The 12755-nt window shown below is 63.4% G+C and carries 14 protein-coding genes; 12 read left to right on the top strand and 2 right to left on the bottom strand.

The annotated features are described in order from the left end of the window. From ABID26_RS33840 to ABID26_RS33895, 12 genes are all read left to right on the top strand, one after another. Positions 1 to 289: hypothetical protein (locus ABID26_RS33840; protein ID WP_354417803.1), on the top strand; the 289-nt coding region annotated here is incomplete at its 5' end. Between the two features lie 46 nt (positions 290 to 335). Continuing rightward, positions 336 to 1298, top strand: a complete 963-nt coding sequence (locus ABID26_RS33845; RefSeq protein ID WP_354417805.1) for an NUDIX hydrolase — start codon at positions 336 to 338, stop codon at positions 1296 to 1298. A 64-nt stretch (positions 1299 to 1362) separates the two neighbouring features. Further along, positions 1363 to 2337, top strand: coding sequence for a quinolinate synthase NadA (gene nadA / locus ABID26_RS33850; RefSeq protein WP_354417806.1), 975 nt, complete (start codon positions 1363 to 1365; stop codon positions 2335 to 2337). Next, on the top strand, positions 2334 to 3872 hold the full coding sequence (locus ABID26_RS33855; protein ID WP_354417899.1) for an L-aspartate oxidase: 1539 nt from the start codon (positions 2334 to 2336) through the stop codon (positions 3870 to 3872). Before nadA ends, ABID26_RS33855 begins: the two co-directional genes overlap by 4 nt. Further along, entirely contained in the window at positions 3872 to 4753 is an 882-nt protein-coding gene (gene nadC, locus ABID26_RS33860) for a carboxylating nicotinate-nucleotide diphosphorylase (protein ID WP_354417901.1), read from the top strand. Before ABID26_RS33855 ends, nadC begins: the two co-directional genes overlap by 1 nt. A gap of 10 nt (positions 4754 to 4763) precedes the next feature. Next, positions 4764 to 5057 (top strand): hypothetical protein, encoded by a 294-nt coding sequence (locus ABID26_RS33865; RefSeq protein WP_354417808.1) that lies wholly within the window; start codon positions 4764 to 4766, stop codon positions 5055 to 5057. Positions 5058 to 5128: 71 nt separating this feature from the next. Next, a complete protein-coding gene (gene panD, locus ABID26_RS33870; protein WP_354417810.1) occupies positions 5129 to 5578 on the top strand; it encodes an aspartate 1-decarboxylase in 450 nt (149 codons plus the stop codon). Between the two features lie 83 nt (positions 5579 to 5661). Next, the gene (bioB, locus tag ABID26_RS33875; RefSeq protein WP_354417812.1) at positions 5662 to 6660 is read left to right on the top strand and encodes a biotin synthase BioB; all 999 of its coding nucleotides are present in this window, start codon (positions 5662 to 5664) and stop codon (positions 6658 to 6660) included. Positions 6661 to 6668: 8 nt separating this feature from the next. Next, a complete protein-coding gene (locus tag ABID26_RS33880; RefSeq protein ID WP_354417814.1) occupies positions 6669 to 7811 on the top strand; it encodes an 8-amino-7-oxononanoate synthase in 1143 nt (380 codons plus the stop codon). Then, positions 7808 to 8446 (top strand): dethiobiotin synthase, encoded by a 639-nt coding sequence (gene bioD, locus ABID26_RS33885; protein WP_354417816.1) that lies wholly within the window; start codon positions 7808 to 7810, stop codon positions 8444 to 8446. The genes ABID26_RS33880 and bioD overlap by 4 nt, the downstream gene beginning before the upstream one ends. Further along, positions 8443 to 9708, top strand: a complete 1266-nt coding sequence (locus ABID26_RS33890) for an adenosylmethionine--8-amino-7-oxononanoate transaminase (RefSeq protein ID WP_354417818.1) — start codon at positions 8443 to 8445, stop codon at positions 9706 to 9708. Before bioD ends, ABID26_RS33890 begins: the two co-directional genes overlap by 4 nt. Continuing rightward, positions 9705 to 10688: a beta-ketoacyl-ACP synthase III gene (locus ABID26_RS33895; protein WP_354417820.1), complete on the top strand. Its 984-nt coding sequence runs from the start codon at positions 9705 to 9707 to the stop codon at positions 10686 to 10688. Before ABID26_RS33890 ends, ABID26_RS33895 begins: the two co-directional genes overlap by 4 nt. A gap of 154 nt (positions 10689 to 10842) precedes the next feature. Here the strand turns inward: ABID26_RS33895 and panC are convergent, their stop codons facing one another. Both panC and panB read right to left on the bottom strand, forming a co-directional pair. Then, a complete protein-coding gene (panC, locus tag ABID26_RS33900; RefSeq protein ID WP_354417821.1) occupies positions 10843 to 11724 on the bottom strand; it encodes a pantoate--beta-alanine ligase in 882 nt (293 codons plus the stop codon). Beyond that, complete coding sequence (gene panB / locus ABID26_RS33905; RefSeq protein ID WP_354417822.1) at positions 11721 to 12566, bottom strand: 3-methyl-2-oxobutanoate hydroxymethyltransferase; 846 nt, start codon at positions 12564 to 12566, stop codon at positions 11721 to 11723. Before panB ends, panC begins: the two co-directional genes overlap by 4 nt. Positions 12567 to 12755 lie beyond the last annotated feature (189 nt).

Consider the following 12755-nt stretch of genomic DNA (forward strand, 5'->3'; position numbering starts at 1 on the left):
CACCGATAGGCGCTCCGTCAATGAGAAACCGACCGAGGAAATCGGTGTGGGGTGGATTATTGCGCAGATCGCACTTGCAAAAGGACATCAGAGCGGTGCACCCGGGCTCGACCGTCTCAACCTGTTCGTTGCGCTCGCCGCGTCTTCAGGGTCGGCAAAAAGGCGCGCCCTTCCGTTGCGTTACCTACCGAGGGTGTCGCGTTTGGACCAGTTTTATGCAAGTGCGAGCACCAAAAGACCGTACAGGTACGCCGTTGACGCGCGGCCCGGCATGGTACACGTTGATTAAATCGGTTTAGCCGCGTCACTCACAGAGCACGGCCACGTTCGGCAACATGCACGACCAAGCAACACGAAACAAAGATAGCAACGCTCGGGAAAGCCGCGACATCAATTTGGACTTGATCGCGGTTGTCGCTGCCGTGACAGACCGCGAGCCTTGCGTCCTCACCATCGGAGAGCAGGATGCATTGCCCTCCGGGCCGTTCGCGCTCAGCCACCGTTCCGTGCAGTCTGGCCTGAGGGACTGGGTCGAACAACAGACAGGCCACCCGCTTGGCTATATCGAGCAGCTCTATACCTTCGCTGACCGAAACCGCATCGAGGCTGGGCGCCAACAGCGCAACATCTCGATCAGCTATCTTGCGCTGACCCGGCAAGAAGCTATTGCCGTCTCGCGCCAGTCCCACTGGAAAAGCTGGTACGCGTATTTTCCATGGGAAGACCACCGGTCCGGCGCGCCGGAAGCGCTGAGCATCCTGCACCGGCGCCTGATTGCCTGGGCGAAGGGTGCCAGCAGCATTGCAGCGCGACGCGAACGCCGTCAGCGCGCGGCGATCGCGTTTGCCTTCGACGATCGCCCCTGGAACGAGGACCTTACGCTGCAGCGCTATGAGCTGCTTTTCGAGGCGGGCCTGGTCGAAGAGGCTGGTGGCAACGCGAGCATAACGCTCCCGGCAACAGTGTCAGGCAAGGCGATGGTCTGCGATCATCGCCGGATCCTTGCGACTGGCATCGCGCGGCTGCGCTCCAAGATCAAATACCGGCCGGTCGTCTTCGAGCTCATGCGACCGAGCTTCACGCTGCTCAATCTGCAGCGAACCGTGGAAGCGCTGGCCGGCCGGCTCATCAACAAGCCGAACTTCCGCAGGCTCGTCGAGCAGCAGGAGTTGGTGGAAGAAACAGGCGAAACCGCCCTCGATACGGGCGGGCGGCCGGCAAAGCTCTTTCGCTTCCGACGCGATGTCCTCGATGACCGGGCAGTCGCCGGAACAAAATTGCCACTCTCGCGGGCTTGACACCTTTATAGTCGGCGTAGATATATGCCGCTTATTTTCAGCCGGAAAATAAGCGGAGGCGCTGATGACTGGCGCGTTACCTACGGTCGCGTCCCTCTACGAGCGCGTCCGGCGAGTGATCCCGCCAATCGAATGGCCGGCCTTTGCCGATGACATCGGCGCCATCCTGGCGCTGAAGCGCGAGCGCAATGCCGTTATCCTGGCGCATAACTACCAGACTCCCGAGATCTTCCATTGCGTGGCTGATATTGTCGGCGACAGCCTGGCGCTGGCCCGCAAGGCAATGACGGTCGATGCGGATCTGATCGTGCTGGCCGGCGTGCATTTCATGGCTGAGACGGCGAAGCTCCTCAATCCCGGCAAGACCGTGCTCATCCCAGACCTTGCCGCCGGCTGTTCGCTGGCCGACTCGATAACGGCTGAGGACGTGCGGCTGATGCGGCTGCGCTATCCTGGCGTTCCGGTCATCACCTACGTCAACACCTCTGCAGCCGTGAAGGCCGAGTCCGACATTTGCTGCACTTCTGGAAACGCGCTTGCGGTGGTGAAGTCGCTCAATGCGCCGCGCGTGATCATGCTGCCCGACGAGTATCTGGCAAGGAACGTCGCGGCGCAGACGAAGGTCGAGATCATTGCCTGGAAAGGCCGCTGCGAAGTCCACGAGCGCTTCACAGCCATCGACATTCGCGAACTGCGGGAGGCACATCCCGGCGTGACCGTACTTGCCCATCCCGAATGTCCGCCAGAGGTCGTCGCCGAGGCCGACTTCGCCGGCTCGACGGCAGCGATGTCCGACTATGTCGGGCGGCACAAGCCGGCGCGTGTGGTGCTTATGACCGAGTGCTCGATGAGCGACAATGTCGCGGTCGCACATCCTGACGTGGATTTCGTGCGTCCCTGCAATCTGTGCCCGCATATGAAGCGCATTACGCTCGCCAATATACGCGCAGCGCTCGAGCAGAACCGCCACATCGTCACCATCGATCCGCGTGTCGCCGAGCGGGCCCGCTGGGCCGTCGAGCGCATGCTCTTCGTATGACGCCATACATCCATGACATTGGCGAGGCGCCGGTCATCATTGGCGCTGGGCTAGCCGGCCTGATGACGGCGCTGCACTTGGCGCCACGACCAGTCGTCCTCCTCTCCAGGACGCCACTCGGGACGGATACCTCGAGCACGCTCGCGCAGGGTGGGCTTGCGGCAAGCCTTGGCGAGGACGACAGCCCTGACCTGCACCTCGCCGATACGCTTGCCGCCGGTGATGGGCTTTGCAACGAAAAAATTGCCAGGCGAGTGGTCGAAGCCGTCCCTGACGCCGTCGAGAACCTCATCCGTCTTGGTGCACCCTTCGACCGCGCCTTGGATGGAAAACTGCGGCTTGGCCTGGAGGCAGCCCATTCACGGCGCCGAATCGTCCATGCCACTGACGCCACAGGCCATCAGTTGTTTCATGCGCTGCTTGCCGTGGCGCGGCGCACGCGTTCGATCACCATCATGGAAGGCATAACAGCCCTTCGTCTGGCCGTTGCGGAAGGCGGCATAGTGTGTGTGCTGGCTGTGCTTGACAACAGTGTCTTCGCATTGCCCACCCGCCGTGTAGTCCTGGCGACCGGCGGTTTAGGTGGTCTGTTTTGCGATACGACCAACCCTCTTGCCTCCTTCGGCCACGGGCTGGCGCTTGCGGCTTGTGCTGGAGCGGAACTCGCCGACATGGAGTTCGTGCAATTCCACCCGACGGCGCTCGACATCTCGCGCCGGCCGATGCCGCTTGTGAGCGAAGCAGTGCGCGGCGAAGGCGCAGTGCTTGTCGACGAACATGGCGATCGATTCCTGACTGACACTCGCGGCGCCGAGCTCGGATCGCGCGACGTGGTCGCACGCGCAATCGCGCATCATCTCGCGGCCGGGCATCGTGTTTATCTCGACGCCCGGCAATGCCTCGGGCAAAAATTCGCAAAACGCTTTCCGGCAATCGACGCTGCGTGCAAACAGGCCGGGATCGATCCGGCGGCCGAACCGATCCCCGTGCGTCCCGCCGCTCACTATCATATGGGCGGCGTCGCGGTGGACGCTGAAGGGCGCAGCACCGTTAATGGGCTGTGGGCCTGTGGCGAGGTGGCATGCACCGGACTGCATGGCGCCAATCGGCTTGCCAGCAACTCGCTGGCCGAAGCGGTTGCAACCTCTGCCTGGGTGGCGGCAAGCGTTTCCGGCACCAGCGCCGGGTGGCAGTGGCCCAGGGTTCCCTCCATGCTTCCATTGCGACCCGACCCTTCATCCATACGCCAGGTCGTCTCCAATGCGCTCGGTATTGTCCGCAATGGCAAGGCGCTGAGCGAGGCCGTTGCCACACTGCTGCCGATCGCCGCTGGCGAGACGACGGCGGCGGACCCGGCGCTGGTGGCGCTGTTGATCACGCTCGCGGCCCTTCGACGCGAAGAAAGCCGTGGTTCGCACTACCGGTCCGATTTCCCCGAGCGCGACTCTGACGCTCGCCCTTCACGACTGACGCTCTGCACAGCTTTTGAGAGTGCCGTTGCGCTCAGCTGTCAACGATTCGAACGGAGTTGCTGATGAGTTCCATTGCACCGCTTCCCCAGATCATCATGGAGCCGATCGTGCGCGGTGCTCTGCTCGAAGATCTGGGCAGAGCCGGCGACATCACCAGCGATGCCATCATCCCCGCCGATTGCGAGGCAACGTTTGCTTTGAATGCAAGGCAGGCCGGTATTGTCGCCGGGCTCGACCTGGTAATGTTTGCCTTTCTGCTGGTCAATCCCGGGGTCAGCATGCAGTTGCGCTGTCCCGAGGCCGGCAAGGTATCGGCCGGAGAGACAATCGCGAATGTCACGGGACCTGCGCGCAGCCTGCTGACAGCGGAGCGGACGGCGCTCAATTTTCTGTGCAGGTTGAGTGGCATCGCAACGGCAACGGCCACGCTCGTGAATGCGGTGCGCGGCCATAATGCAAAGATCGTGTGTACACGTAAGACGACACCGGGCCTGCGTGTCCTGGAGAAATACGCCGTGCGCGCTGGCGGCGGCGCCAACCACCGCTTCGCGCTCGATGACGCCGTGCTGATCAAGGACAATCATATCGCACTTGCCGGCGATATCCGCACCGCGATCGAACGAGCGCGCGGCGCGGTTGGCCACATGGTCAAGATCGAGGTCGAGGTCGACACGCTGGACCAACTTGATCTGGCGCTCCAGGCCGGCGTCGACGCCGTGCTCCTCGACAATATGTCGGTCGAGGATCTTGCCCAGAGCGTGGCGATGGTCGGCGGCCGGGCGATCACCGAAGCGTCTGGCCGCGTGACGCCTGCTACCGCCCCAGCAATTGCTGCGACCGGGGTCGATCTCATCTCTGTCGGCTGGCTTACCCACAGCGCTCCTATCCTCGACATCGGCCTCGACATGCCGGCCGACCGGAATTTGAGCAGGCATTTGAACTGAGGGAGAGGATATGAACCAGAATCCCAGGAACTCCTTTGGCCGCAGGCTACCTGACGCCAGAACGCCCCCGGCTTCATCGACTGCCGACACTATCTTGCCCGCAGAAGTGACGGACCAGCAACAAGCAAAAGAGCGCGCGGAAGCGCTTGGCTTTATCATCTGCCGGCTCGACGAACTGCGCCAGATGGCTGCTTCTCATGGGCTGGAACTTCTCGGTTATTTGCTGGACGTCGCCTTCACAGAATCCTGTGATGCGATCAGAAGGGAGCGTTCATCCGCTCAAGCCGAAGAAACCGCGCAATAGCCACCGAGAACGACCGAGGACGCGAGACACACGGGGTGTGGCTCATGATTGGAAATGTTCTGGAGGAAGAAATGCGTAAAATCGTTGCCGGCAAGCTGCACGGCATCCACGTCACCGAGGCCAACCTCGACTATCATGGCTCGATAACGCTCGACCCCGACCATTGCGAGGAGGCGGCCATCCTGCCGATGGAGTTTGTCGAGATCTGGAACAAGAACTCTGGCGCACGGATCTCGACCTACGTCATCCTCGGCGAGCGTGGATCGCGCTGTTGCATCCTTAACGGTGCCGCGGCCCGCACCTGCCAGCCGGGCGACCAGGTCATCGTCTGCAATTCGGTCTATGTACACGGGAGGGAGCTGACCACGCTCAAGCCGCGCGTGCTGACCTTCGACAGGGACAATCGCATCATTGACCGTCTGACCTATTCGGTGGAGCGCGATGCGGGCGGAGGCTACAGCTTCTCGATTCTCAACGAGATCCGCGAAGCTCTGCCGATACCGACGCTCGTGGGCGGATAATTGGCCAAGCTGGCCGCTGCGGAAAGTTCAACGCTTATTCAGCGGAACCAGTTGTGAAAGGATATCCTGACGATGGAGGTGGAATGAACGCGGAACTCAGCCCCGACCTGACATCGGACCCAATCGGCTGGGCGCTACCGCCCTGGACGCGGGCGGAGGCCCAGGCGGTCTACGACCTGCCCTTCAACGACCTGCTCTTCCAGGCCCAGAGCATCCATCGCGAGAATTTCGATCCCAACCGGGTGCAGTTGTCGCGCCTGCTTTCGATCAAGACCGGGGGTTGTCCGGAAGATTGCGGCTATTGCAGCCAGTCCGCGCATCACCAGTCCGGCCTCAAGGCCTCGAAGCTGATGGAGGTTGAGCGCGTCATCGCCGAGGCCAGGAAAGCGCGCGATGCGGGCGCCACGCGCTATTGCATGGGCGCCGCCTGGCGCAGCCCCAAGCAGCGCGACATGGACGCGGTGGTCGCCATGGTCGAGGGCGTGAAGGCACTCGGCATGGAGACCTGCATGACGCTCGGCATGCTCGACCTCGGCCAGGCCCAGCGCCTCAAGCAGGCAGGCCTCGACTATTACAACCACAACATCGACACTTCCGAGCGCTACTACAGCGAGATCATCTCGACGCGGACCTTCGCTGACCGGCTGGACACGCTTAGCCATGTCCGCGACAGCGGCATCAAGGTCTGCTGCGGCGGCATTGTCGGCATGGGCGAGGAGAAGGCCGATCGCATCGACATGCTGGTGACTTTAGCCAACCTGCCGGAGCCGCCCGACAGCGTGCCGATCAACATGCTGATCCCGATCGAGGGCACGCCGCTCGGCGAGGCCGATCCCATCGAGCCGATCGAGTTCGTGCGCACCATCGCGCTTGCCCGCATCATGATGCCGAAGTCGCATGTGCGGCTTTCGGCCGGGCGCACGGCGATGAGCGACGAGATGCAGGCGCTGTGCTTCTTCGCGGGCGCCAACTCCATCTTCGTCGGCGACACCTTGCTGACCGCCGATAACCCCGGAGAGGACAAGGACAGCGCGCTGTTCCGCCGGCTGGGCATCAAGCCGATGGAGCGCGAAGCCCAGTGAACGGGCGGGTGAACGGCCGAGCTATGCTCGACCGCTACGAGGCAACCTTGAGCGGTCTGGCCCGCAAGAACCGGTTGCGGGCCCTGAGCAGGCGCGCCGGGCTCGACTTCGCCTCCAACGACTATCTCGGCCTCGCACGCTCTAAGCGTATGGCCGAGGCGGTCGCCGCGGCACTCGCCGCCGGCACCCCCATTGGGGCGACCGGTTCGCGGCTCCTGCGCGGTAACGACCCCGAACACGAGGTACTCGAAGCCAAGGCCGCCGGCTTCTTCGGCGCCGAGCGCGCGCTGTTCTTCGGCGGCGGCTATGTCGCCAATTTCGCGGTGCTCACGACCTTGCCCCAGAAGGGCGACCTGGTGGTGCTGGACGAGCTCATCCATGCCAGCGCGCATGAGGGGGCGCGAGCCGGCCGCGCCGAAGTGACGGAAGCAGCGCACAACGATGCCGACGCCGTGGACGATGCGATCCAAACCTGGCGCGCGAGAGGTGGCACCGGCCGCGCGTGGATCGTGGTCGAGAGCCTCTACAGCATGGACGGCGACCGGGCTCCGCTTGGTGAATTGATCGAGATCGCGGACCGGCATGATGCATTCCTGTTCGTCGACGAGGCGCACGCTACCGGCGTCTATGGTCCCGACGGGCGCGGTCTCGCGCACGATCTCGAAGGCCGCGACAATGTCGTGGTGCTGCACACCTGCGGCAAGGCGCTGGGCGCGTCCGGCGCGCTGGTCACCGCGCCAGAATTGCTGTGCGACTATCTCGTCAACCGCTGCCGGCCCTTCATCTACGCCACCGCACCCTCGCCGCCGATGGCCGTCGCGGCGGCAACGGCCCTCGACATCGTCGCCGACGAACTGGATCGCCGTGAACGGCTGGCGGGGCTGGTCGCGCTCGCCTCCAAGAAGGCTGGAGAGTTGGGCCTGCCTGCGAGCGGTTCGCAGATCCTGCCAATCATCGTCGGCGACAATCGACGCGCCATGGCGCTGGCTGAGGCTTTGCAGTCTCGCGGCTTCGATGTGCGCGGCATCCGCCCGCCAACCGTGCCCGAGGGCACGGCAAGGCTCAGGATCTCGCTGACGCTGAATGTCGCCGAGGACGACGTCTCGGCGCTGTTCGATGCGCTTGCCGAGGAATGGGAGCGCACGCGATGACGGCACGCTTCATTGTGACCGGCACCGACACCGGCATCGGCAAGACCGTGTTTTCGGCCGGTCTCGCGGGCCTGCTCGACGGCTTCTATTGGAAGCCGGTTCAATCCGGCCTCGACGAGGAGACCGACAGCGAGGTCGTTGCCCGACTTTCTGGCCTACCTTCAGGGCGCGTCCTGCCGGAAGTGTACCGTCTGAAGATGCCTCTGTCACCGCATCGGTCGGCCGAAATCGATGGCGTTGCGATCGAGGCGGCAAAGCTCTCGCTACCGGAGCTGCCCGGTCCGCTCATCATCGAAGGTGCCGGTGGGCTGATGGTGCCGGTGAACCGGCAGACGAGGTTCATCGATATCTTCCGGGATTGGCAACTGCCGCTCATTCTTTGCGCGCGCACGGCGCTCGGGACCATCAACCACACCCTGCTTTCGCTCGAGGCTCTGCGCGCCCGCTCGATACCTTTGCTCGGCGTCGCTTTCATCGGCGACGAGATGGCCGATACGCAGAGGACGATTGCCGAGATGGGCAAGGTGCGGGTGCTTGGTCGTCTGCCGCGTCTTGATCCGCTGGAGCCTGAGACGCTTGCCGCGGCCGTGCGGGCCTCGTTCAACGTCGCCGACTTCATGGAGGCCTCACCTTGAGCCGCTCCGCAGTCTGGCATCCCTTCACCCAACATGCCACCGAGCCGGTTCCACCGATGATCGCGCGCACAGAGGGCGCCTATGTCGAGACGCGCGAAGGCAGGCGCATCCTCGATGCGATCTCCTCCTGGTGGGTCATCACCCACGGCCACCGCCATCCGAAGATTGTGGAGGCGATCCGTGAGGCGACCGAGACGCTCGACCAGGTGATCTTCGCCGGCCTCAGCCACGAGCCGGCCGAGCAACTGGCCTCGGCGCTGGTCGACATGGCGCCGCCGGGTCTCGACTGGGTCTTCTATTCCGACAGTGGCTCGACCAGCGTCGAGGTGGCGCTGAAGATGGCGCTCGGCTTTCATCGCAACAATGGCGCGCCGCGCTCGCGCATCGTTGTCATCGAACACAGCTATCACGGCGACACAATCGGCACGATGAGCGTCGGCGCGCGCGGCGTCTTCAACGCCGCCTACGAGCCGCTTCTTTTCCAGGTCGACACCATCCCCTTTCCCGCCACAGGTCGGGAGCAGGAAACGCTCGACGCCTTCGAACGGCTGGCGCGTGACCGCAAAGTTGCCGCACTGATCGTCGAGCCGCTGGTGCATGGCGCCGGTGGCATGCTGATGTATCCGGCCTCAGTTCTCGCCGAACTCAAGCGCATTGCCGAGCGCTCGGGGACGCTTTTCATCGCCGATGAAGTCATGACCGGCTGGGGCCGCACAGGCACCATGTTCGCCTGCGAACAGGCGGCGGTCGCGCCCGATATTCTGTGCACCTCCAAGGGTCTGACAGGCGGCTCGCTGCCGCTTGCGGCGACGCTTGCCACCGATGCGATCTTCCGCGCGCATTACTCCAGCGATCGGTCCAAGACCTTCTTCCATTCGAGCTCCTACACGGCGAACCCGATCGCCTGCGCGGCAGCGCTGGCCAATGTCGGCATCTGGAACGACGAACCAGTAGCCGAGCGCGTGGCCGCGCTGTCGCGGATGCAGGCGGAAAAGGTTGCACGGTTCAACGGGGATCCGCGTTTCGAAAATGTGCGCACGGCCGGCACCATCGCGGCGCTTGACCTCAGCGTCGGCAATGCCGGCTATCTGGCCGAGGTCGGCCCAAAGCTGCGCGCCTTTTTCCTCGATCGCGGATTGCTGGTGCGACCGCTCGGCAACGTCATCTACGTGCTGCCGCCCTATTGCGTCACATCGGGCGAACTCGACCGGCTCTACGATGCCGTCGACGAGGCGGCCTGGCTTGCGACCGACAAAAGATGAACCGCACGGCGCGCATCATAGGCCTTGGCCATCACGTCCCGGCCCGAAAAGTCGGCAATGCCGAGATCGAGACAAGCCTCGGGCTGGAAGCAGGCTGGATCGAAGGGCGCACCGGCATCCGCACGCGTTTCTGGGCAGAGCCCGACGACACGCTTTCCGGACTGGCGGCCAAGGCAGGCGAGATGGCGCTGCAGGCAGCCGGCATCGATCGCGAGGAGATCGGCCTGCTGCTTCTGGCGACTTCGACGCCTGACCATTTGCTGCCGCCGAGCGCGCCACTGGTGGCGCACAGGCTCGGCCTCGAAAAGGCCGGTGGGGTCGACCTGGCGGGCGCCTGCGCCGGGTTCATCTACGCCATGACCTTCGCCGACGGTTTCGTGCGCCTGCACAACAAGCCGGCCATCGTCATCGCCGCCAACATTTTGAGCCGCCGGATCAATCCGACCGAGCGGGCGAGCGCCGTATTGTTCGCCGATGCCGCAGGTGCGGTGGTGCTGGCCCCGTCAAATGATCCCAGCCACGGCATACTCGGTGCCTCTTTCGCCTCGGATGGGTCCGCTTATGGCCTGATCCATATCGCGGCGGGCGGCAGCAAGCGTCCCTTCGCGGAAGACATCGACATCGCCGAAACCCGCATGACCATCGCTGACGGCCGCGAGGTCTTCGTCAAGGCCGTGGAGATGATGAGCCGCTGTTCCGTCGAGGCGCTGGCAGCGGCCGGCCTTTCAGCGCCGGAGATCGCCCGATTCGTGCCGCATCAAGCAAATGCCCGCATCTTCAACGCTGTCGGCAAGTCGCTTGGCATTGAGGACGGACGCATCATCAAGACCATTGCCGACCATGGCAACTCGTCGGCCGCGACGATCCCTCTGTCGCTGTCCGTTGCCCACAACGCCGATCCCTTTCGACCGGGCGAGAAGCTGCTGCTGGCAGCCGCCGGCGCAGGCCTCACCGGCGGGGCATTGGCGGTTGGCGTTTAACCCGGCGGATCCCAAGCCCGATGCAACGCAGCGCAAAATCAGTGCCAAGCTCAACCATTGAGGACTCGTTGCGCGCCATAAGCCGGTGACAGGGCAACGTCCGGCCGCCAAGCATGTCCACGATGCCGGCGTGTTGCTGCCATGTCCCCCCGATTCAGGCAGCGGTTTGATGCAACGCTGCAGCGCGCGGCAACGGCACCTGAAAATTATCGATTAGCCGCGTTTGGCCAAGCCACGCAGCGACAAGCAGCCGCGCTGGTCGATCTAATGTGTGTAGTGGCGCAAGGTCGCTATCCGCACGCAGCTCGAGATACTCCACCTTCGAGAAGCCGACGGCGAGGATCGCGTCTCGGCCGAGACTCAGCGCACGCTGTACGGATTCTCCTGAACTCAGCCGCCTGGCAGTCTGGACCAGGATTTCAGCCAGCCGAGGCGCCCTATTGCGCTCGGCCAAAGACAGGCGCGCGTTGCGCGACGACATTGCCAGGCCATCCGCCTCGCGCACCGTCGGGCCAGCGATGATCTCAATCGGGATATCGAGGTCACGGACAAGCTGGCGCACGACCTGGAGCTGCTGAAAATCCTTCTCGCCGAAAAACGCCAGATCGGCCCCAGTCTGCAGAAGAAGCTTCGTGACCACGGTCGCCACGCCATCGAAGTGGCCGGGCCGAAACGTGCCGCAAAGCCCTTCGCTCACACCGCCGACCGAAACTGTGGTCGCGAAGCCTTGCGGATACATGTCAGCTGCATTGGGAGCATAAAGAATATGCGCGCCGACGGTTGCGAGCTTCGCGGCGTCATCGTGTTCGGTGCGCGGATATGCGGCCAGATCGGCGGCATTGTTGAATTGCCTCGGATTGACGAACAGGGTGACGATCACCCGATCAGCCTTGGCAAGTGCTGCCCGCACGAGGCTGAGATGACCTTCATGCAGGGCGCCCATGGTTGGCACAACGGCAATCCTCAAACCCTCACGGCGCCAGGCGGCTACAATGCTGCGCAATTCGGAGACGATCCGGACGATCGCGGTGCTCATGTGGCTTCTCCTACACTGACTGTGCCCGGGCCATGATCAAAAACGTGTTCTGCGCCCGGAAAGGCGCGCTCGCGCACCTCATTTGCGTATGCCGCGATCGCTGCCTCGGCGTCCTTTCCCAGTTCCGCATAGCGCTTGACGAACCTTGGGCGGAATTCGCCAAACAAGCCCAGCATGTCATCAACGACCAGGATTTGACCGTCGCAGGCTGGCGATGCACCGATGCCGATTGTGGGAATTGCCACTTGCTCTGTTATCAATCGAGCAAGAGCTTCAGGTATCTTTTCGAGCACGACCGCGAATGCGCCAGCCTCGGTCACCGCTGTTGCATCACGCAGGATCCGTTCGGCATCCTCGCCGCGGCCTTGAACGTGATAACCGCCGAAAGTATTGACTGCCTGCGGCGTCAGTCCGACATGGCCCATCACGGGTATGCCTCGCGCGGTCAGAAACCGGATTGTCTCCGCGAGGTGTTCGCCCCCCTCGAGCTTGATCGCCGCCGCCCCGGTCTCGACCATTACACGGGCCGCATTGCGGAAGGCCTGCGCCGGGCTTTCCTCGTAAGAACCAAAAGGCATGTCCACAACCATCAGGGCGCGTTGAAGCCCGCGGCGCACCGCCTTGCCGTGCAGGATCATCATTTCGAGCGTCACGCCGAGCGTCGACGGCATGCCGTGCAACACCATGCCGACACTGTCACCGACCAGCACCAGGTCGCAATGGTCGTCGACAAGCTTGGCGACGGGCGTGGTATAGGCCGTCAGGCAAACAAGTGGCGTCTTGCCCTTCCGCGCCGCTATTTCCGGCAACGTCAAGGCCTTCGATCCTCCGGTTGCGCTCACCAGGTTACTCCTTCCCCTGCGTCAGCGGATTGAGCCATGTGCCACAATTTTGTGCAGATGCGAAGAGAGAATTTGCAGCGCACAATCATTTGCCGACGACATTCTTGGAGTTTGGCGGGACTGCAATTTCTCAGTTCGGTAAGCGTCTCCTTGTGCGCGCCGCTGCGCCTTCAGCCGCTGCATCCGTCA

The sequence above is a fragment of the Mesorhizobium shonense genome (assembly GCF_040545255.1).
GTDB classification, from domain to species: Bacteria; Pseudomonadota; Alphaproteobacteria; order Rhizobiales; family Rhizobiaceae; genus Mesorhizobium; species Mesorhizobium shonense.